The sequence below is a fragment of the Candidatus Nanosynbacter sp. HMT-352 genome, from assembly GCF_021222645.1.
Lineage (GTDB): Bacteria > Patescibacteriota > Saccharimonadia > Saccharimonadales > Saccharimonadaceae > Nanosynbacter.
The window spans coordinates 299,299-319,910 of record NZ_CP089520.1; the positions used below are offsets into that span (position 1 = coordinate 299,299).

The following is a 20,612-nucleotide window of genomic DNA, read 5'->3' on the forward strand; positions in this document are numbered from 1 at the left end:
GATTTACCTCTTCCTCTTCGCGTCGTGACGCGTGCGTACGATTAATTTATTCGAGCCTTTACGGCGACGAGTTCGATAACCTAATGTCAATTGGCCCCAAGGAGTACGTGGTGCTTTACCAGTACCGTGGCGACCACCGTCACCACCACCATGTGGGTGATCTGCTGCGTTCATAACGACACCGCGAACAGTTGGGCGAATACCCTTGCGGCGCTTACGACCAGCTGAACCGATCTTAACATTTTGGTGCTGAACGTTACCGACTACACCGATAGCAGCGGTAGCTTCCAAGCGAACTTTACGAACTTCGCCAGATGGCAATTTGATAGTTGCGTAGTTGCCTTCTTTCGCCATCAACTGAGCTTTAGCACCGGCAGCGCGTACCATTTGTGCGCCCTTACCAGCGGTCAACTCAATAGCGTAAATCATCGTACCAACAGGAATAACTGACAATGGCAAGCGGTTTGAAACCTCAATTGGAGCTTCTTCACCAGTTCGGATAGTTTTACCCTTAACCATTGATGTGTCAGCCAAGATGTAGTGGTACAAATTGTACTGATCCTTAACTCGAGCAATACGAGCTGAGCGGTTTGGATCGTATTCGATTTCTTCAATCGTCAAGGTCAAGCCTGCTGGCAAATTGTGATTCACCAAGCGGTAGTGACGACGAACGCCGCCTCCGCGATGGCGAACAGTAATTCGACCTTGGTTGTTGCGACCGGCATTTTGCTTTTTAGCTTTAATCAGACTTTTAAGAGGTTTTCTTGTTGTAATGTCTGACAAATCCTGACTCGTCATGCCGCGACGAGCAGGAGTGGTTGGATTGTAAGCTTTCACTGGCATTACTTGGTCTCCTCCATCTGCTGCTCTACTGCGTCAAACACATCGAGCTTATCGCCTTCTTTCAGTGTCACGTAAGCCTTCTTCCAATCCTTGCGCGTTGTTGTGCCAGGATAACGATTCTTGCCACGTGAGAAGCGTACAGCTTTGCCGTCTTGTACTAAGGTTTTAACCTTAACTACAGTAACGCCAAATTGTTCTTCTACTGCTGATTTGATTTCGTTCTTATTCAAGTTAAGTGGAACTCGCAGCACATATACGCCGTTAGCGCTCTGTGCGTAAGCCTTTTCACTAACGCGTGGGATAATAATCGTCTGTTTCATATTACGCTTCCTCCTTACCCAACCATGCAGTAATTACAGGTAGAGCTTTCGGTGTTATAACGATTGTATCCGCATTCAGAATGTGATAAACGCTTAGATAATTAGCGCGAACCACCAAAACGTTCTGAATATTATTTGTAGCACGCATAAGTTCTGGCGTCTTCTCATCTACAACGATCAGAACACGGCGCTCGAACTTATTGTCAGCTAGGAATGTTGCGACTTCCTTGGTCTTGCCAGTAGTCTTAACATCTTTAACGACAATTTTCTTAGCTTCGTTAGCCAAGGTTAGTGCTTGACGGACTGCCACTTTTTTAGCAGTCTTTGACAATTTTTTAGTGTAGTTTTCGTTACCGCGTGGGCCAAATACCACACCACCACCGCGCCAGATTGGGTTACGGCTTGAACCAAAACGTGCTCGACCAGTTCCCTTTTGCTTCCATGGTTTTTTACCGCCACCAGAAACTTCGCCGCGCTGCTTGGTTGTAGCGCTAGCTAGGCGTGCGTTTGCCAAGTAGCTGTCGTATGCCAATTTCAACAATTCGTGATTTGGCACTTCCACAGCAAAAATGTCTTTAGGAAGTTTGGTTGAATCTGCCATTACTTGTTACCTCCTAAAATAATCAGCCCCTTTCGTGGTCCAGGAACAGCGCCCTTAACCCCGATTAGATTGGTCTCTGGATCAACATATGCCACTTCCAAGTTCTTAACAGTAACACGTTCGTGACCCATATGGCCAGCCATCGTCTTACCCTTGAAAACTTTTTGTGGATACATCGAGCCAATTGAACCTGGCTTACGAGTATTACCTTTACCACCGTGCGTCTTACGATGACGCTTAAAGTTGTGACGTTTAATGGTTCCAGCGAAACCTTTACCTTTGCTGGTTCCGGTTGCATCGACAAAATCGCCGACTTCAAACGCGGAAACATTAATTTCACTGCCGACTTTCAGATCCTCTGGAATCTGGTCGACACGGAATTCCCGAATATGTTTCGGGGTCACTTGGGCTGGCTTAACGTGTCCAGCCACGGCCTTGCTCAGGTTCTTACCCTCTCCAAAAGCTACCTGTACCGCATTGTAACCGTCGGTTTCGACAGTCTTCACCTGAGTAACGGTGACAGGGCCGGCTTGGATCAGCGTTACCGGAATGGCTTTGCCGTCTTCAGCCAAGAGCTGGGTCATACCAAGTTTGGTACCGAGAAGTGTTTTCACTTTTCCTCACTCCCACTTAAATACTCCTGATGATGTGCGGTTTCTGGATTCTGAGAGGATATTAAATATAAACACCCGTTCATAACCAGACCTGCTCATTCACCAAGGAGAACAGTTGATATTACGCGTAATAGAAATTACCTCGTAATTATAGCACATGAAGCGCTAGACTGTCAACGAGTCCGACTAAGGTCAGCCCTCTGAGGAATCTGATTTTTTATAAATAGTTGCTAAGTCTGGACCAAGAGCACGCACTTTGCCTGTTCCCATAACTTGAGCACCCACTAAAACTGCCATTTTCGTGTCTGCGGAATATTTTTCTGCTAAATAATCAAGCACGTTTAGTCCGCTTGGGTAACATAAATCCGGAAAGGATTGGCGTAGCTCACCTAGATTTCCTGTAGTAAGTTCGGCCTTCTCTCTACTGTGCGTAAGCTTTGCTGATAGACATAGAAATGCATAGCCATCTTGTTGCAGTGATTCTACGTCTCTCTCGATCCGCCGAGTAGCCTCTTCCAAGTCATCCCCGAACATTTTCTTATTGACAGCTTCCAGGGCAGCTTCTTGTTCGCGCTTTTCTCTGTCTGCTCGCCGTTGCCTGATTGCAGATTCGGATTGTTTAAGAAGCTTTTTTAATTTCTCTTCGCGCTCCTCGTCAGTTAAGGCAAAAAACTCTTCACTTTTAGATTTCTTACTCTCGTAATCATCTATGCTCCCACATGATATAGCTCCTCGGACGCTCGCTTCGCTGAAGCCAAGACACTCCAGTATAGCTAGCCTACCTAAGTTTGAAGCTCCAGGCTGAAGATATTCACGAAAGAGACTGTCCTCATCTAGGTCATTGTTGGACACTTGACGGCGCAGAGTAAGAATCGTCCCTTCAGTTGGCTCAGCATACCTATCTATTATGCGATCCCTATCTTCTTTAGCAATTATCCCTGACTTTATACCTTTATCTACTACCTGTGTTGTTTTTTGCCTACTGAGGCGTCTTGCCTCTGACTCTACTAACATACGAGATGTAGTCGTTATGATTTTATAGCTGGGATCTTCCCGTAAATTGTCAGCATTGTCGAAGACAGCCAAGGCTTCTCTCTGTTGAGGATTCAACTCCTCTTCTGGTGGAATTATGGGCCAAGTATCTGGACGTCGTTTGTTAAAATACTCTACAACCTCTTGATCTGATGGCAGATCCGGCCCATAATTAACCTTTATATCAGCAGCTTTAATACCGCCTAAACTAGTTGGGATCGACGGAGAGTTAAATCTAGTATTTTCCATGTTTTTATTATACTAAAAAATAGCTAGAATGTCAATCATAGTATTTACATTAATAGCGGAGATTATTGATATACCCCTTAGTATTTCGTAAGCATAAGCTAAATCATCACGCCAACCGGCGTAAACGAAGTCAGAATTGCCATGAAAATTATCGTGACATACCAAATTTTCCGATTGAATTGGTATTTCTCAATCTTTAAGACTAATAGCAACGCAATAAATAGACCGACAGGAATGGCCTGGACAACTAAGCCGCCAACTTCAACTGGATTTTTTAGACGAAGCCACAGCGCACTTAATATCACAAAAACCACCAATTTCAAGAAAAATGAGCCGTCATTATCATAAATGCGTTCGCGACCTTTGCGACTAAACAGCTCACTAGACTTCGAGCGATTACGAGCATAAGTACGAGTTTTTTGTTTTGTCATAAGCTAAATGGAATTATAGCATAAAAAATCCACCCCATTCAAGAGGCGGAAATTTTTATATATCGTTAAATTACATACGAATTTCAGCGTCAACGCCAGCTGGCAAGTTCAAGTTCTGCAAGCTGTCTATCGTCTTTGGCGTAGCGTTTGTAATGTCGATTAGACGCTTATGAACGCGACGCTCGTAAGATTCACCACCAGTTTTGTAAACGTGCGGGCTCTTTACGACGGTGTAAGTACTGCGTCGAGTTGGCAAAGGTACTGGACCAGCCACGTTAGCACCTGTGCGAATTGCGGTGTCGATAATTTGTTTTGCTGATTGGTCGATGACTTTGTGGTCATAAGCCTTCAGGCGAATACGGATTTTAATTCCTGTATCTTGAGCCATAGCTCCTCCTCTTATGTGCAATCTCGTAACCTCTAATTGCCCTATTTATGGTCAATCGAGTTCTCGAGATAAATTATTATTAACTATGCGATTATATCAGCAATTTTCCGCTTTATCAAGATGAGAAATCATTTCCGCAATAATTCCAGCGGATTTATTCAGTGATTCTTTTTCTCGCTCGGTAAGTGGATAGCCTGCCAAAATCTTCACACCATCGCTATTAACTATTGACGGCAATCCAAGCACAACATTATTCAGTCCATATTCACCCTCAGCCAACGAGCAAACGGGATAAACCGTATGTGTCGATTTTCGGAGTGCCGAAACAATCTTAGACACGACAAACCCAATCGCAAAATACGTCGATTTCTTTGTTTCAATCACCCGATACGCTCGGTCGCGAACCTCCTGCTCAATTCCGTCAATCATTTCCTCCGTAAATCCAGGATATTCTTTAATCGGCACTTCACCAATTTGCGCCGTCTCAATTGTCGAAAACGACGAATCGCCATGCTCGCCCAGAATATAAGCATCAACCGCTTTACTGTCGACATTGAACGCGTCCGCCAAATACGACTTCATTCGCGAAGTATCAAGCGTCGTGCCCGTCCCAAACACACGATTTTTCGGCAAACCAGATTCCTTAAGCGCCACATAAGTCAGAACATCAACCGGATTACTGACAATCACCAAATACGGCTTCGCGCCATTCGCCATAATATTCTTCACAATATCACGCATAATTTTTGCGTTAACATCAACCAGCTCCAGTCGAGTCTGACCAGGAAGTTGCGGTGCACCCGCGGTAATCACAACGATGTCATCGTCATTGATATCAGAATAGTTTCCCGTACGAACCACCACACTTCTGTCAATTCCCATAGCGTCATTAATGTCAGCTGCTTGACCCCAAGCTAAATCCTCATTACGGTCAATCAGCACAATCTCTTCGATGACACTACGTAATGCGCACGCATAAGCCGCCGTCGCACCGACCATTCCGCCTCCGCCAACAATTAGCAATTTCTGTTTATTCACCAAAATCTCCTTTTTCTGTTTTATATTAGATGTATTTATTCTGCCATAAACATTACCGCTTTGTCAATTAACCCCTTCTTATAGCAATCAAAAAATCCCCCGAACTTTCGGGGGATTTAATTAGGCTTGCGCTACAGAGATTATTTGTCAATCTTTGTAATCACACCAGCACCAACAGTACGGCCACCTTCGCGGATAGCAAAGTTCAAACCTTGCTCCATAGCGATTGGTGCAAGCAACTTAACCTTGAAGGTTACAGTGTCGCCTGGCATAACCATTTCTTTGTCAGCTGGCAATTCAACTTCACCAGTAACGTCAGTTGTGCGGAAGTAGAACTGTGGCTTGTAGCCCTTTGAGAATGGAGTGTGGCGACCGCCTTCTTCCTTCTTCAAGATGTAAACTTCAGCCTCAAACTCGGTGTGTGGAGTAATTGTACCTGGCTTACACAAAACCTGACCACGCTCAATGTCAGAACGCTCAATACCACGTAGCAAGACACCTGCGTTGTCACCTGCTTGACCTTGGTCAAGAGATTTCTTGAAGGCTTCAATACCAGTAACAACTGATTTTTGAGTTGGCTTCAAACCAACGATTTCAACTTCGTCGTTAATCTTAACAACACCCTGCTCAATACGACCAGTTGCCACTGTACCACGACCCTTAATTGAGAAAACATCCTCAATTGGCATGATGAATGGCTTGTCCATGTCGCGAGTTGGCTCTGGAATGTAGCTATCCATAGCTTCAACCAATTCCATAATAGCGTCTTCGTACTTCTCTTCACCTTCAAGAGCCTTCAAAGCTGAACCCTTGATAATTGGAGCGTCTTTGTCGAAGCCGTTAGCTTCAAGCAATTCGCGAACTTCTTCTTCGATCAGTTCAACCATTTCCTCGTCAGCCATGTCCATCTTGTTCAAGAAGACAACTAGCTTAGGCACACCAACCTGCTTTGCAAGCAGAACGTGCTCACGAGTCTGTGGCATTGGACCGTCAGTTGCGGCAATAACCAAAACTGCACCGTCAACCTGAGCAGCACCGGTGATCATGTTCTTAACATAGTCAGCGTGTCCTGGCATGTCAACGTGCGCATAGTGACGATTGTTTGATTCATACTCTTGGTGTGAAGACGCGATAGTAATACCACGTTGCTTCTCTTCTGGTGCGTTGTCGATCTGGTCGTACGCAACAGGTTTGTTAACTGCGCTTGGTAGGCGCTTTGCCAACACTGCAGTAATCGCAGCAGTCAGCGTAGTCTTACCGTGGTCAACGTGGCCCATTGTACCAACGTTAACGTGCGGTTTGCTTCGGTCAAATGCATCTGCCATTTGTAGAAGTTCTCCTTAATTTAGTTATTATTTTCACGCGGGTACAGTCCATAAAAAAGACCTCACGGCGTATGAGTTTAATTATAACGATTTTCTAATCAGTTGTAAATAGCCTATTTCTTACTATAATACTTCGCCAGGAACGAATCACGGAACTCGTAAAAAGTCCCGTCCTCCAAGCTGGCTCGAATATCATCAACCAACTTAACGATAAATCGCTCGTTGTGGATTGATAACAACGTTCCAGCCAACGACTCGCGAGCGTGTAAAAGATGACAGAGATAAGCCGCCGTGTAATTCTTGCAAGTATAGCAATCGCAATTATCCATAATCGGTGCAAACATCTCACGGTATTTTCGGCCACGCACATTGACCCGACCAAACGGCGTATACGCGGCGCCATTCCTAGCCACTCGCGTCGGACTCACACAGTCAAAGGTATCAACCCCCTGCTCAATCGCCGCAAAAATATCATCAGGCTCGGAAATTCCCAGTAAATGACGTGGTTTATTTTCAGGCAGAATTTGATTGACCCACTGAATCGTTTGCGCCATAGTTTCCTTTTCCAACGCGCCACCGATTCCATAGCCATCAAAATCCATCGCGCCCAAAAACTCGGCAGTTTGCTTTCGTAAATCCTCGTAATTCGCGCCTTGCAAAACGCCAAATAAAGCTTGATATGGCTTATCTGGACGAGCCTCCCGCAAGCGCTTGACTTCCGCCAAACTTCGCTCCGCCCAGGCATGCGTCCTGGCCAGCGCCTCAACTTGATATTCATACGGATCAATCAAAGATGTCAATTCGTCAAACGCAAAAGTAATGTCAGCACCGATTCCGGCTTGGATTTGCATAGACAATTCTGGCGTGAATTTATGGTAAGAGCCGTCCAGATGCGACTTAAACATTACGCCGTTTTCGTCCACCCAAGCATGCCTTGACGATTTTTTAGCAATCGCAATTTCTTCGTCAACATCAGTACTCATCGCCAAAACTTTCTTAAAGCCCGAGCCCAGACTCAACACCTGAAAACCACCGCTATCTGTAAAAGTCGGACCATCCCAGTTCATAAATTTGCCAAGATATCCAGTCTTTTCAATCAATTCATGACCCGGCTGCAAGTATAGATGATAAGCGTTCGCCAGCACCGCCTGCGCGCCAACATCCTTCACCATCTCAGGAATCATCGCCTTAACATTAGCCTTAGTTCCAACCACAATAAACGCCGGCGTTTTAATATCACCGTGCGGCGTGTGAATAATTCCCGTTCGCGCCAATGTGTCGTTAAATCGTGAAGTTATTTCAAAAGAAAAAGGTTTTCCCTGCATAATCTGTTTGATTATATCACGAAATGGTAGACGGATCGTTTCGTGACAAGCTAATCACATCGCTACATCGTACCAAGTAATATTTATTCTCTTCCGCATTATTAACTATTAGCACAGGCTCGCCGCAACTAAGTGACAATTCCGACACGCTTAATATTCGACCATAAACATCTGGTCTATCATTAATTTCTGGATTCCAGACCACCAAACTATCCGCACGCAGCGCAAATTTTTCAACATATTCATGACTACGCACTTCTTCTAGCGGAACATCATTCCACGAAACCGCATTCAGCAAGTCACCAGGCAAACATCGGTATGCCGAAACTACACATTCACCCTTAAACTCCCGCACTCTGCTAATATCCTGGATTACATTACGAGCGGCGCATTCATACTGACTCAATACATCAAGCTGCTCATTAAGAGGCAATTTATAGAAACACTCATCATTAACTACTTCACTTGCAAAATTTGCAATTTTATGAAGTTCATTTACCGCCATTTTAAGCTCTTCAGCTTCACCATCAAATCCTTCCAAGCGAATAATCTTATCTCTGTCGGGTATCACATAAACCTTCTTCGGAAAGTCTTCAGACTCACCATCTATCGTCACTTCAATCGCCGCGTAAAATTTATCATGATAGCTAACGAAACACATCCCATCAATATACGCCCCAGAAATGTCCATAAATTCATACTGTAATTCATTATTTTTCGTAGCATCAGGAGCCAATGCAAAACCAGTCAAACTAACATCGACAACCTCGGGAAACTCAGACAAATGATCATTTAATGTTTGGGTATACTCTCTTGACACTTCATCAAACTCCGACTCGTCAACATAAGAAAGATCCGTCGCTAGCTGCCAAGCGGTCTCTTGAAAATCGTCATTAAAAACCGTTTCAAATAAATCAATAGAGGCCCCGATCTCCTCTTTGTCAATTGACACCATATCAAGCACGTCTTTCATATCCACACAAAAAGTCGCAAATCGATTTTTAATATCAAACATTTCCAATACAGGACGATCATCACGCCACGTAAAACTCGGTAGCCATCCAGACAAAACCGCAGGATTAACGTCTTCTATATTATTTTCTCTGCCGTCAATTTTAACCTTATACGCCTGACATTTCACTTGAATTCCGCCATCATACGGAATCTCATTCAAGACATCATTTATCTCATCTATCAAAAGCTGCCTCGACTCCGCATCTTGAATGTCGCCGACACCAGCAACTTCTTTAATTTTGTCAGCATAGTGGCGCAATTTACGCACATATCGAGGAACACCGCTATCATCTGACAGCAACTCTATTGATACAATCGCCTGCTTGTCAAGCGGAAAATAATAGTCATTCTGCGAAGTTCGCACACACAAAGTAGCCATCTCTTTAGTGTAAGTCGCAAACGGCGCTGAAATCTCAGGATCAATTTCCATGGGAGATATCAAATCCGCCACACCCTCAACTGACTGCAGACGATACGAATAATCCTCTTCAGATCGACTATATCCAACAACTCTAACCTTCTCGCCCTCAATATCGCCAACGTGCGCAGCTTGTTCTATCTCAGCAATTGCAATCTCGTCGTTTTCTTCACCAAGCAATAAATTTGCACCAGCAATTCGCCTCCAGTCTTCATCGGAAAACAGTTCGGGAGAATTAAACTCCGTATTAGGCTTTGGGCGCTCCATATTGCTATATATTATACAACTTTAATCGATATTTACAAGCATAGCCCCTTCCGTATGTTGTATACTAGAAACATGAGCAATAAAACTCTTGTTGATTTGGATCAATGGCTAGCCCCGCACAAATCCACAATTCAGACGCGCGAGAAGTATATTTCCTCGAAACTGGAAAAGGTTTTGATCAACAAGACGCCAGCCGAATTCGCGATGGGTTTTTTACATTTCGGACTTCATAAAACGGATACTGGCTGGACGTTTCACGAATGGGCGCCGAATGCCACTCGGATGTTCTTAGTTGGCGATTTTTCAGATTGGAAAGAGCGCGAAGAATTCACCTTAAATCGCGATAAAAACGGCGAATGGGATATTAATCTTCCCGAAAATTCACTTCATCACGGACAAAAATATAAATTGCGTGTCTATTGGTCTAGCAGCGACGGCTGGCGACTGCCTTCATACGCAAATTACGTCGTTCAGAATAAAGATTCTGTCGATTTTTCCGCGGTCGTGTGGTCGCCAAAAACTCCCTATGATTGGCAATATAAAACCCCACCCAAACCAAAAGTTCTCCTAATTTACGAAGCGCATATTGGTATGAGTAGCCAGAAAGAAAAAGTTGCCAGTTTCAGTGAATTTACCACGGAGGTTTTGCCGCGAATTAAAGAATCTGGCTATAACACCATTCAGCTTATGGCAATCGCCGAGCATCCATATTACGCCAGCTTTGGTTATCACGTCAGCAACTTTTTTGCGGTTTCGTCAAGATTTGGCACTCCCGACGATTTTAAGAAATTGGTCGACACTGCGCATGGAATGGGACTGCGCGTCATCATTGACCTTGTTCACGCTCACGCCGCCAAAAACGAAGTCGAAGGTCTGGGTAATTTCGCTGGCGATCCGACGCAATATTTCAAGCCAACAAATCATCCAGAATGGGATTCACGATTATTCGATTACGGCAAGCCAGAAGTTTTGCATTTTTTGGCAAGCAATTGCCGTTGGTGGCTGGACGAATATCACGTTGACGGATTTAGGTTTGATGGCGTAACTAGTATGCTTTACCACGATCACGGACTCGGGAAAAGTTTCACTAGTTATGACGATTATTTCCGCGACAACGTCGACAAAGACGCACTTGCTTATTTACGGCTGGCAAATGAAGTAATTCACGCCATTCGCCCCGACGCCACGACCATTGCGGAAGAAATGAGCGGTTTTCCTGGACTGGGCGCATCGACAAAGGACGGCGGGCTGGGATTTGATTATCGCTTGCAAATGGGCGCGCCAGATTTATGGATAAAAACTCTGAAAGAGAAAAACGATGAAGATTGGGACTTGGGGCGATTAGCTTACACTTTGAGTTCGCACCGGCCAGAGGAAAAAGTCATTAATTATGCCGAAAGCCATGACCAAGCGCTTGTCGGCGATAAAACGCTGATTTTCCGGCTGATTGATAAAAATATGTATTGGCATATGGATAAAATTGATCCAGATCTTAAGACCGAACGTGGAATAGCCCTGCATAAACTAATTCGTCTAATGACAGCTGGTCTGCACGGCGGCGGCTATTTGAATTTTATGGGCAATGAGTTCGGACATCCCGAATGGATTGATTTTCCGCGCGAGGGTAATAATTGGTCGTTTAAGCACGCTCGTCGGCAATGGAATTTACGCGACAATGGCTTCTTAAAATATCAATGGCTGGGAGATTTTGACGCGGCGCTGATGAAGATTATTCGACAAATTGACAATTCCGACATTCAACACCTGACGGTTCGCCAATCCGATCACACGGTAAGTTTTATGCACGGCGACTTTTTATTTGTTATCAATTTTTCGCCCGACAAATCCCACTCAGATTACGAAGTACCCGCAGAAGCCGGCTCTTATAAGTTGGCGTTAAGTAGCGATGACAAGAACTTCGGCGGACAGGAGCGAATAGACCATAATTCCCGATTTTTCACTTCCCCAGCTGATAACAATCACAACCTTAAAGTTTACTTGCCAGCCAGAACGGGCATTATTTTACAGAAGGTTGATTAAACTCCTCCTAGTGTTGACTTTTTTACACAAGTGTGGCATAAATTAATACAGCTTTTATTGACAATCCCGTCAATAAAAGTAGTTCTTCATGAAGGAGTCAACGATGTTGAAGCTCAAGCTAGTTGCAGCAATCCTAGCGTTAGCCGGAATGGTAAGTCTCCTATTGGGAGACACCTACCTTTCCGTAGCAATCGCTGTAGTTTGTACGGCAGCGGCAAGCCCAGTGTCACTCCATCTCACACTGAGATGGATCATTAAAGACGCGTCAGGAGTTGAGCGGTGGTTTTATGTCGCACTGTGGAGTGTACTATCCATCGCCGCAGGAGTCTCCACACTCCAAGACGTCAATATTCTTAACGTCCCTCTTGGGGCTACTATTGACTATTCTCAATTAGGGAACGTGAGATACTGCGTCTCCTTCGTGGGTATCATTTCCGTTATTCTAACGGTCATCACGCCGTCATGTTCGTCCAAGCGTGATGATGATGACAGTGATGATAAGGGCTGAGCCCGTCCAAGAAATAGTTCGCTTTGAGACTTTTAGTCTCGGCTGGAGCTCTCTTGGCGGGCTATTTCTATTGGCATAAAATTTGTTACACTAGATATTGTGAAGAAAAAAGTACCAAAATTCATTGAGCAATCATTAGCCCGAGTCGCTAATCTTTACAGCTTTGAGCCGGAGCATCATCTGGAAAAGATCGACGACAGTTTAACGCCAAATATGCGAGCTTTACGTTTGGCTATGAAAGTCGCCGAGCAACTACTGAGTATGGGCGTGGTTGCTCGCGATGTGGTGCGTATGTCGCGAGGAATCACCAATACTTATTGCCAAAAACCCGTTCATATTGACATTAGCTATACTCTGGTGACAATTTCTCAATACCGCGGAGTTGATCACGAACCGCTAACTATGGCGCGTGTGATTGTTCCTAACGACCCTAATTATCAACTTATCCAAGCCCTACAAATACTAGCTCTTGATATTCGTCGCAACCAATTACCCCTAGAAGAAGCAGAAGAGCGATTACAGAAAATCCTAAAAAAGCCCACAAAATACCCTCGCTTAGTCGTTTACGCGGCGGGCGGATTAGTGAGCGCGGGTTCTGTTATTTTATATGGCGGCAGTTTACTCATGGCATCAATCGCGTTTCTACTCGGATTCCTAGCTACTGGACTGCTAAGGTGGCTGGGACATATTGGCGCACCATTATTTTATTCACAGGCTATCGTGGCTATTTTCGTAACACTGATAGCGGCGGGTACAGCTTGGTGCAGTAATTATTTAGGACTAAGTATCAATACGACACTATTAGTCATTAGCGGCATTGTCTTATTAGTCGCGGGACTAATGTTTGTCGGCGCATTCCAGGACGCAATCGATGAATATTATATGACCGCTAACGCCAGATTATTAAAAGTCGTAATGGCAACAGGTGGCGTAATTGCTGGCGTGATGGTTGGATTATACATTGCGACAAAATTTGGTATTACTTTCCCAGCAACACCAGATCGATTAACATTAGCCGACAACCACACACAATATTTGGGCGCTGGAATTATTGCAGCAGCGTTCGTTCTGAGGAATCATTCTCGATTTTTGGGAATGGTTATATCTGGATTAATTGCAATTTTTGGCTGGTGGATTTCAAGATTAGCTATGAGCTTTGGTTTTGATATTGTAACAGCGAGCGGCATCGCGGCGGCGGTAATTGGGCTGGTCGCAGTTATGACTTCCAGATTATGGAAATTCCCTTCCCTGGCGATCATCGCGGCGGGAATTGTACCGCTAGTCCCAGGCTTGTCACTTTACAACGGATTAATGGGCGTCGTTCTATATCCACCAAACAGCGCAAACTTCCTACCAGCCTTGGCTATCTTAGCGCGAGCAATCCTCATCGGCGTAGCGGTGGCAATTGGCGCGTCATTCGGTAACGTTGTAGGCCGCCCAATTCGCCGACAATTCATCAATTTATTCCGCCGAAACACGCAAGCGTTATGAAAAATAGCCCAAAATTCATTGGATTGTCAGACTCGCGACTATTTCATATGCGAGGAGTGGCGTATAAATCTTACAATCTAGCTCGTGAAGTATTCAAAATGAAAGAAGATGTGGCACGCAGCTTATTTGTGATGGGATTAACACATGACTTTGCATATGCTTTCGTTAAAAATCAGACAGATCATGAACATGAAGGCGGCAGGATATTGGAGATATCTGGATTCAATTGGGCTAATTCTGTATTTAATCACGGAGATCCTAACGTGGACAATTGGACGGACGAATTGCTGATATTAAACTTGGCGGACATGACAACTAGCCCAGACGGCAATCCGATAACCATAGGTCAACGACTGGAAGATATTGAAAACAGATATGGCACAGATAGCATTCAGGCGACAAAAGCGCGCAAATTAAACAAACGAATCAAAGAAGAGCTCGCTAAACGAAACCTAACAATCCCAAACTTATAAGCCTGAAATTTAGCCAAACAAAAATCCCCGGATTCGCTCCGGGGATTTTTTATGAGGTAGAGATTATTTATTTCGCTTTTCGATAATCTCTTGCGCAACGTTTGGTGGAACTTCCTCGTATTGAGCCAATTCCATCGTTGAAGCGGCGCGACCCTGAGACATTGAGCGAATGTCTGATGTGTAGCCGAACATATTTGCTAATGGCACAAAGGCCTTAATCAGCTTAGCGCCACCCATCAAATCTTCCATCGCATCGATGCGTCCACGGCGTGAGTTAAGGTCGCCGATGATGTCGCCCATGAAATCTTCAGGTGTAGTAACTTCAACCTTCATAACTGGCTCAAGCAAGATTGGGTTAGCCTGCTTAATACCTTCACGAGCAGCTATCGAACCTGCCAATGAGAAGGCCAATTCTGAGGAGTCGACATCGTGGTATGAACCATCGTACAGTGTAGCCTTAACGTCAACAACTGGATAACCGGCAATAACACCGCCTTCCAATGTTTCACGAATACCCTTCATTACAGCTGGGCGATATTCCTGAGGAACCACACCACCCTTAATTTCATCAACAAATTCAAAGCCCTTACCAGTCTCATTTGGCTCAAAGCGCACCCATACGTCACCATATTGACCGCGACCACCAGACTGCTTGGCGTGCTTACCTTGAACTTCAGAACGACCTTTAATGCTTTCGCGGAAGGCAACCTGAGGTTCACCGATGTTGGCTTCAACCTTAAATTCACGCTTCATACGGTCAATAAGGATATCCAGGTGCAACTCACCCATTCCTGACATAATTGTCTGACCTGTTTCTTCGTCTGTGTGAATTCGGAAAGTTGGATCTTCCTCGGCCAAGCGCTGCAATGCCAACGCCATCTTTTCTTGGTCAGCCTTTGACTTTGGCTCAACAGCAATCGATACTGGTGGTTCTGGGAATTCAATTGACTCAAGAGCAATTGGATGAGCTACGTCTGCTAACGTGTTACCAGTCGCAGTAGACTTTAAGCCAACCACAGCAGCGATGTCACCAGCTTCAACCTTGCTAATTTCTTCACGCTTGTCAGCAAACATACGAACGATTCGTCCAATTCGCTCTTTTTCACCAGTTGTCGTATTAAGAACGTAGCTTCCTGAGGTCAAAACACCAGAATAGACACGAACGAAGATCAACTTACCAACAAATGGGTCGGCAGCAATCTTAAACGCCAAAGCAGACAAAGGCTCTTTATCTGATGGTTTGCGACTAACTTCATCACCAGTCTTTGGATTCTTACCCCAAATTTCATCAACGTCTAGTGGACTTGGCAAGAAGTCAACCATCAAGTCAAGCAGCTTCTCAACGATCACACCGCGACCGTCACCACCGGTAACTAGATAAAAGTCACCAGCCAAAACGCGCTTGCGCAGAGCCATTTTCAGCTCATCAACAGTAATAGCGTCCTCGCCTTGATCCAAGAACTTCATCATCAATTCGTCGTCGGCTTCAACAGCATTTTCGACCAATAGAGAACGTGCATTCTTAGCTTTTTCAAGCATATCAGCTGGAATTTCGCCAACTTTAAGCTCGTGGTCTGTGTAGTCGTCGTAGGTGTAAGCCTTCATGTCAATCAAGTCGACAACACCGTTGATGGTCTTCTCAAAACCGATTGGCAAGTGAACCGGGAAAGCCTGCTTGCTCAAACGGTTGTGAATTGACTCAAGAGATTTGTAAAAGTCGCCACCTGTCTGATTAATCTTGTTAACGAAACAAATACGTGGCACGCCATACTTATTGGCCTGACGCCAAACAGTTTCAGACTGAGCCTCAACACCCATCTTACCGTCAAAGACCGTAACTGCACCGTCAAGCACGCGCAAACTACGCTCAACCTCGGCGGTAAAGTCGATGTGTCCTGGGGTGTCGATGATGTTAATCTTATGATCTTTCCAGAAACAAGTCACAGCAGCTGACGTAATAGTAATACCACGCTCTTTCTCCTGTGCCATCCAGTCGGTGGTAGCACCGTCACCTTCACCACGAACCACACCGATCTTATGCGTCAAGCCAGTGCGGTACAAAATACCCTCAGTTGTCGTCGTTTTACCGGCGTCAATATGGGCAATAATACCAATATTTCTAAAATTCTTTAGCGGAACATGCGTCTCTGCCATAAATTTTCCTTTATATTACGTTAATTTGCCGAGATTTTTGGTCAATTTTTTGGCACCAAAAAACTACTCTTGCGTTTTATTATATCAGTTATCTATGTTTTTGACTAGCTCTGAGCTGGAGGATTTTTAGACTCGTTATCGCTCTGAGCTGGTGCCGCAGGCGGATAGTTGGCTGGAGGCTGCTCTATAGGCAGCTGCGCGTATGTTGGCGGATATTGACCAGGTTGATGTTGATAGTAATTTTGTTGCGGATATTGTTGTTGCGGCGGAATTGGTTGTTGATGTGGCTGCTGTGGATATTGAGGCTGCTGCGGGAATTGTCCAGTGACAGGATATGGATAAGCATTCATCTTTCGACGGTTTCTGAGAGAAACTGCAATCGCAATAATCGATACTGTTACGAATAGTACTCCCGTCGAAAGAATCGCTACGACCACAATTACGACAATAGTGTCATCTTTTGATTCACTTACCGAAGGCTTATCTCCAGGACTCTCACTTTCGGTGGTTTCATCAGGAGTATTAGATGCTACTTCGATCATTTTTGCAACCAAATAGTTGCCTGGATATTTACTATCCAATTGCTCAAACTTTGCCTTTGCTTGAGAATATTTCCCTTGCGAGAAATCATTCAAGCCATCTTTCCAAAGTTTAGTTAGCTCACCGCTTGCCGACAATGTGACATTATTTTTCTTCGCCATAGTTTTCAGATCAGCGATATCACGGAATATCCCCCTTCCGAAGCAGGAATTATTACTCTTACCGCTATTAGCACAAGCCGATCCTCCATAAGTATTTAATCCCACCTGCTTACCATTGTTGTCGAATGCTGGACCACCGCTATTACCCGCCGCGATTTGCGTACTCATAGAGAATAATTTATGACCGCCTGCATCGCTAGTCGAGCCAGAAACATCACCCTGCGTAACAGTCGGCACAGTCTTACTCTTCTTAGTGTTCGTACCACCATCAACAATTGCTGGATAGCCAATCGCTGTTATTCTATCGCCCTTAGATATCTTTGAGCTGTCACCCAGATCCACAGCTGGAAAACGTCCTTCGACTTTCAAAATTGCCACATCACTCTTATCACTCTTCAAATCCAGTCCACGCCCCCTCAAATCAACTTCCGCGTCAATTTTCTTAGCTGGAATATTGGTCTTTGTCTTTTTCCACTTCATATCACCCGACCCGTCGTCATCGCGAGCAATAGGCTCACTTGAAGTCTGGATGACATAGTCATATCGATCATTCTGCGAACGTATACTACTATCAGGAACTTGATCGATAAATCCCATAATAGCCGCTTGTGCGCCCTGATCTCCGTTTCGAGCCTTATTTACCAAGTCACGAAGCGTATCTCGAGTTACATAGCCCGCATCCATCACAAATCGCAAATATCTATTCCAATGATCCTCTGTCCTAACTCCCCTGATCATACTCTGATTGGAAACCTCAGTAACATGTCCGTTTGTGGCAATATATCCATCATCAGAAACTATTGAACCACTACCAATTCCGCCCGTACATAGGCCGTTTAGCTGCATACTAGCACCGTTCTGTGCTGTATAGATCATATCTGCACAACGAAATGTTCCTACTCGAACTGTAGCGATTTGATTCCTCGCCACCACCTTAATGACAGAATCTTCATCCAGCTCATCAAGAGTATTTGTAGTATCTTTATCTTCCGAAAAATTCTCTGCTTTAGTATCAGACTTAGTTTCGGATTTAGCTATAGTAGCAGAAGCCGTACTTGTGCTGAAATTGTCCTGACTAGTCGCGATAAAATAGCTATTATCTGGCTTCTGGAAAGTAACTCTAGAAACCAAACTTTCCATCTGATCGATGTATGGCTGCATGTACGAATTTTTACTCAATGCAAATACAGATATCCAATAAGGTCTATTGTTCTGAACGGTCAGATAGCTAATTTTTTCGCCAGTTTTTCGCCAACTGCCGTCAATAGTACTTCCATAATCAACAACCAACTTTTTAAACTTCAGACCAGAAATTTCTACATCGCTAGTGTGATATTTAGCATTTGGGTCATTTTTCTTTAGTTTATTAATATCACCCTGAAGCATTAAATCCAAATCTGAATACTTCTTTGTATCTTTATATTCTTCAGGCATTGTCGAGCGATCAAAATAATTACTCTTACGAGAAGTGACGATAGAGAACTCTGGCATAATCTTCGTAAACGAAAACTTCTCATCATCCTTTGATTTTTCCGAACTCTTCTTAAAATTCAATTTTAGAATCGCATAAGCGCGGCTCTCTTTCAGCTCGTCGTCAGCATACGTAGTGGCACTATACTGCTTTTCATTAGAATCTTTATTTAAGACGTGACCTTCGCCAGTAAAAATACTCTTGTCGTATCGAATCGAATAGCCATATTTGGAAACGACCTTCTGTGAATTCTTAGCATCCTCTTCTGCAAAGATCTTCTGGATCTTCTTTTTTGCGGTTTTACTAACTCCGGAAGAGCGGTTATTATTAACAACAATTAGACCAACTATAACGGAGATCAAGAAAACCGCACCCAAAACGATGGCTGCAATTTTTAATTTCTTCATTGACTTCTGATTCATACTACTCCAATCCTAACGATAATTTACAAATTGCAAAGGTGTGTCATAATCACTTTCCCGCAATAAACTAATAACTTTTTGCAGCTCATCTTTCGATGTAGAGGTAACACGAACGAGGTCACCCTGAATTTGCGGCTTAGCTTTCGGTGCATTAGCACGAATATCAGCAGCAATCTGCTTCGCTGTCGACTGATCGAGGCCTTGCTTGAACGGAATTTCCCAAGTCGTCTTTAAGTTCGAAGCAACTTTCTCTTTTGATAAATCCAGGACTTTACTTGATTGACCACGTCCCGCCAATCTCTTGCGCACGATATCCAGAACAGCATCAACTTGCCAATCATTATCTCCGGTAATTTTCAGACCTTTTTTATCATCCAACCAATCAATTCCAGCGCTTGTCCCCTTAAAATCATAACGCCCTTGGATTTCTTTTTCAGCCTGCATGAAAACATTATTCATTTCAGCCTTGTCAATTTCTGACACAATATCAAACGAAAAACTCGCCATCTTCCCTCCTAGTTTTATCTATTATAACAAAAAATCGCCCAATTTAGAGCGATTTTCTGATTTTACTTTCAGGCAATGATTAGCCGCGAGCAAAGTGCGCAAAAGCGCGGTTAGCTTCAGCCATCTTATGCGTGTCTTCCTTCTTCTTGAAGGCAGCACCAGCTTCGTTGTAAGCGTCAACGATTTCCAGTGCCAATCGCTGTGAATATGGCATTCCACTGCGAGCGCGAGCTGCTTGAACTAACCAACTGAACGCATAGTGCAATTGTCGATGTCCCTGAACTGGGAATGGAATCTGATAGTTAGCACCACCAACGCGGCGAGATTTAACCTCGAAGCTTGGGCTAACGTTCTTCAATGCTTTTTCAAACACTGCCAATGGATCTTCAGAATCCAATTTCTTAGCAGCAGTTTCCAGGGCTGTGTAGACAGCGCGTTCAGCCGCCAACTTTTTACCGTCTAGCATTGACTTGTTGATCAAACGCTGAACCAGCACGCTTTGGTATCGGCGATCAGGCTTAAGTTCACGCTGCAACTTCTTGGTAACTTTACGAGGCATGATTATTTATCCCCTTTCTTTGTACCGTACTTAGAGCGGCCCTTCTTACGGTTGTTGACACCTTGAAGGTCAAGCGCACCGCGTACGATGTGATAACGCACACCCGGAAGGTCAGGCACACGACCACCGCGGATCAAGACCACAGCGTGCTCCTGCAAGTTGTGACCTTCGCCACCGATGTACGCCCAAACTTCATAGCCGTTATTCAACTTAACACGAGCAACTTTACGCAAAGCTGAGTTTGGTTTCTTTGGCGTCTTAGTCGTCACACGCACACAAACACCACGCTTAAGCGGTGCATTCTGGTCGTAATAACGTGTTTTTAGGGCGTTATGAATACGACCTAGTGCTGGCGACTTGGACTTTTTCTTAGCCGTTTGGCGCGGTTTGCGCACCAATTGGTTGATTGTTGGCATCCAAT

At 44.4% G+C, this 20,612-nt stretch carries 20 protein-coding genes; 4 read left to right on the top strand and 16 right to left on the bottom strand.

Translation table 11 applies throughout. From position 1 onward, the window contains the following. Window positions 1-3: 3 nt before the first annotated feature. The 11 genes from rplB to LR957_RS01685 all read right to left on the bottom strand — a co-directional run bounded on the left by rplB (window position 4) and on the right by LR957_RS01685 (window position 9,865). Window positions 4-843 (bottom strand): 50S ribosomal protein L2, encoded by an 840-nt coding sequence (gene rplB, locus LR957_RS01635; RefSeq protein ID WP_232273232.1) that lies wholly within the window; start codon window positions 841-843, stop codon window positions 4-6. Next, window positions 843-1,163: a 50S ribosomal protein L23 gene (locus LR957_RS01640; RefSeq protein ID WP_146423287.1), complete on the bottom strand. Its 321-nt coding sequence runs from the start codon at window positions 1,161-1,163 to the stop codon at window positions 843-845. The genes rplB and LR957_RS01640 overlap by 1 nt, the downstream gene beginning before the upstream one ends. 1 nt (window position 1,164) lies before the next feature. Beyond that, a complete protein-coding gene (gene rplD, locus LR957_RS01645) occupies window positions 1,165-1,764 on the bottom strand; it encodes a 50S ribosomal protein L4 (protein ID WP_232273233.1) in 600 nt (199 codons plus the stop codon). Beyond that, window positions 1,764-2,378 carry a 50S ribosomal protein L3 gene (rplC, locus tag LR957_RS01650; protein ID WP_129630980.1) on the bottom strand — a complete coding sequence of 205 codons (615 nt, stop codon included), beginning with the start codon at window positions 2,376-2,378 and terminating at the stop codon, window positions 1,764-1,766. The genes rplD and rplC overlap by 1 nt, the downstream gene beginning before the upstream one ends. A 192-nt stretch (window positions 2,379-2,570) precedes the next feature. Continuing rightward, entirely contained in the window at window positions 2,571-3,659 is a 1,089-nt protein-coding gene (locus LR957_RS01655; RefSeq protein WP_232273234.1) for a hypothetical protein, read from the bottom strand. A gap of 98 nt (window positions 3,660-3,757) precedes the next feature. Next, the gene (locus tag LR957_RS01660; RefSeq protein ID WP_129630986.1) at window positions 3,758-4,090 is read right to left on the bottom strand and encodes a hypothetical protein; all 333 of its coding nucleotides are present in this window, start codon (window positions 4,088-4,090) and stop codon (window positions 3,758-3,760) included. 70 nt (window positions 4,091-4,160) lie between these two features. Beyond that, a complete protein-coding gene (rpsJ, locus tag LR957_RS01665) occupies window positions 4,161-4,478 on the bottom strand; it encodes a 30S ribosomal protein S10 (RefSeq protein WP_129630989.1) in 318 nt (105 codons plus the stop codon). Window positions 4,479-4,574: 96 nt separating this feature from the next. Then, the gene (locus LR957_RS01670) at window positions 4,575-5,516 is read right to left on the bottom strand and encodes an L-lactate dehydrogenase (protein ID WP_232273235.1); all 942 of its coding nucleotides are present in this window, start codon (window positions 5,514-5,516) and stop codon (window positions 4,575-4,577) included. A 140-nt stretch (window positions 5,517-5,656) separates the two neighbouring features. Then, the gene (tuf, locus tag LR957_RS01675; protein WP_232273236.1) at window positions 5,657-6,841 is read right to left on the bottom strand and encodes an elongation factor Tu; all 1,185 of its coding nucleotides are present in this window, start codon (window positions 6,839-6,841) and stop codon (window positions 5,657-5,659) included. A gap of 113 nt (window positions 6,842-6,954) precedes the next feature. Beyond that, window positions 6,955-8,166 (bottom strand): tRNA guanosine(34) transglycosylase Tgt, encoded by a 1,212-nt coding sequence (tgt, locus tag LR957_RS01680; RefSeq protein ID WP_232273237.1) that lies wholly within the window; start codon window positions 8,164-8,166, stop codon window positions 6,955-6,957. A 16-nt stretch (window positions 8,167-8,182) separates the two neighbouring features. Next, window positions 8,183-9,865: a hypothetical protein gene (locus LR957_RS01685; RefSeq protein ID WP_232273238.1), complete on the bottom strand. Its 1,683-nt coding sequence runs from the start codon at window positions 9,863-9,865 to the stop codon at window positions 8,183-8,185. Between the two features lie 72 nt (window positions 9,866-9,937). Between LR957_RS01685 and LR957_RS01690 the strand changes: the two genes are divergently transcribed. The 4 genes from LR957_RS01690 to LR957_RS01705 all read left to right on the top strand — a co-directional run bounded on the left by LR957_RS01690 (window position 9,938) and on the right by LR957_RS01705 (window position 14,377). Beyond that, window positions 9,938-11,905 (top strand): alpha-amylase family glycosyl hydrolase, encoded by a 1,968-nt coding sequence (locus tag LR957_RS01690; protein ID WP_232273239.1) that lies wholly within the window; start codon window positions 9,938-9,940, stop codon window positions 11,903-11,905. A gap of 103 nt (window positions 11,906-12,008) precedes the next feature. Next, the gene (locus LR957_RS01695; RefSeq protein WP_232273240.1) at window positions 12,009-12,413 is read left to right on the top strand and encodes a hypothetical protein; all 405 of its coding nucleotides are present in this window, start codon (window positions 12,009-12,011) and stop codon (window positions 12,411-12,413) included. 99 nt (window positions 12,414-12,512) lie between these two features. Next, window positions 12,513-13,904, top strand: coding sequence for a threonine/serine exporter family protein (locus tag LR957_RS01700; protein WP_232273241.1), 1,392 nt, complete (start codon window positions 12,513-12,515; stop codon window positions 13,902-13,904). Beyond that, on the top strand, window positions 13,901-14,377 hold the full coding sequence (locus tag LR957_RS01705; RefSeq protein ID WP_232273242.1) for a hypothetical protein: 477 nt from the start codon (window positions 13,901-13,903) through the stop codon (window positions 14,375-14,377). The genes LR957_RS01700 and LR957_RS01705 overlap by 4 nt, the downstream gene beginning before the upstream one ends. A gap of 63 nt (window positions 14,378-14,440) precedes the next feature. Here LR957_RS01705 and fusA read toward each other — a convergent pair whose 3' ends face one another. From fusA to rpsL, 5 genes are all read right to left on the bottom strand, one after another. Then, window positions 14,441-16,531, bottom strand: a complete 2,091-nt coding sequence (gene fusA, locus LR957_RS01710) for an elongation factor G (RefSeq protein WP_232273243.1) — start codon at window positions 16,529-16,531, stop codon at window positions 14,441-14,443. 104 nt (window positions 16,532-16,635) lie between these two features. After that, complete coding sequence (locus LR957_RS01715; protein WP_232273244.1) at window positions 16,636-19,125, bottom strand: S1 family peptidase; 2,490 nt, start codon at window positions 19,123-19,125, stop codon at window positions 16,636-16,638. A 12-nt stretch (window positions 19,126-19,137) separates the two neighbouring features. Continuing rightward, a complete protein-coding gene (locus tag LR957_RS01720; RefSeq protein WP_232273245.1) occupies window positions 19,138-19,632 on the bottom strand; it encodes a YajQ family cyclic di-GMP-binding protein in 495 nt (164 codons plus the stop codon). 79 nt (window positions 19,633-19,711) lie between these two features. Beyond that, the gene (rpsG, locus tag LR957_RS01725) at window positions 19,712-20,191 is read right to left on the bottom strand and encodes a 30S ribosomal protein S7 (RefSeq protein ID WP_129631022.1); all 480 of its coding nucleotides are present in this window, start codon (window positions 20,189-20,191) and stop codon (window positions 19,712-19,714) included. 2 nt (window positions 20,192-20,193) lie between these two features. Next, on the bottom strand, window positions 20,194-20,607 hold the full coding sequence (gene rpsL / locus LR957_RS01730) for a 30S ribosomal protein S12 (protein WP_129631024.1): 414 nt from the start codon (window positions 20,605-20,607) through the stop codon (window positions 20,194-20,196). Between the last annotated feature and the right edge of the window lie 5 nt (window positions 20,608-20,612).

What these genes read in the sequence shown, in the direction of transcription:
- rplB (WP_232273232.1), bottom strand. Translation starts at nt 843, where the DNA reads ATGCCAGTGAAAGCTTACAATCCAACCACTCCTGCTCGTCGCGGCATG.
- LR957_RS01640 (WP_146423287.1), bottom strand. Translation starts at nt 1,163, where the DNA reads ATGAAACAGACGATTATTATCCCACGCGTTAGTGAAAAGGCTTACGCA.
- rplD (WP_232273233.1), bottom strand. Translation starts at nt 1,764, where the DNA reads ATGGCAGATTCAACCAAACTTCCTAAAGACATTTTTGCTGTGGAAGTG.
- LR957_RS01655 (WP_232273234.1), bottom strand. Translation starts at nt 3,659, where the DNA reads ATGGAAAATACTAGATTTAACTCTCCGTCGATCCCAACTAGTTTAGGC.
- LR957_RS01660 (WP_129630986.1), bottom strand. Translation starts at nt 4,090, where the DNA reads ATGACAAAACAAAAAACTCGTACTTATGCTCGTAATCGCTCGAAGTCT.
- rpsJ (WP_129630989.1), bottom strand. Translation starts at nt 4,478, where the DNA reads ATGGCTCAAGATACAGGAATTAAAATCCGTATTCGCCTGAAGGCTTAT.
- tuf (WP_232273236.1), bottom strand. Translation starts at nt 6,841, where the DNA reads ATGGCAGATGCATTTGACCGAAGCAAACCGCACGTTAACGTTGGTACA.
- tgt (WP_232273237.1), bottom strand. Translation starts at nt 8,166, where the DNA reads ATGCAGGGAAAACCTTTTTCTTTTGAAATAACTTCACGATTTAACGAC.
- LR957_RS01685 (WP_232273238.1), bottom strand. Translation starts at nt 9,865, where the DNA reads ATGGAGCGCCCAAAGCCTAATACGGAGTTTAATTCTCCCGAACTGTTT.
- LR957_RS01690 (WP_232273239.1), top strand. Translation starts at nt 9,938, where the DNA reads ATGAGCAATAAAACTCTTGTTGATTTGGATCAATGGCTAGCCCCGCAC.
- LR957_RS01695 (WP_232273240.1), top strand. Translation starts at nt 12,009, where the DNA reads ATGTTGAAGCTCAAGCTAGTTGCAGCAATCCTAGCGTTAGCCGGAATG.
- LR957_RS01705 (WP_232273242.1), top strand. Translation starts at nt 13,901, where the DNA reads ATGAAAAATAGCCCAAAATTCATTGGATTGTCAGACTCGCGACTATTT.
- fusA (WP_232273243.1), bottom strand. Translation starts at nt 16,531, where the DNA reads ATGGCAGAGACGCATGTTCCGCTAAAGAATTTTAGAAATATTGGTATT.
- LR957_RS01715 (WP_232273244.1), bottom strand. Translation starts at nt 19,125, where the DNA reads ATGAATCAGAAGTCAATGAAGAAATTAAAAATTGCAGCCATCGTTTTG.
- LR957_RS01720 (WP_232273245.1), bottom strand. Translation starts at nt 19,632, where the DNA reads ATGGCGAGTTTTTCGTTTGATATTGTGTCAGAAATTGACAAGGCTGAA.
- rpsG (WP_129631022.1), bottom strand. Translation starts at nt 20,191, where the DNA reads ATGCCTCGTAAAGTTACCAAGAAGTTGCAGCGTGAACTTAAGCCTGAT.
- rpsL (WP_129631024.1), bottom strand. Translation starts at nt 20,607, where the DNA reads ATGCCAACAATCAACCAATTGGTGCGCAAACCGCGCCAAACGGCTAAG.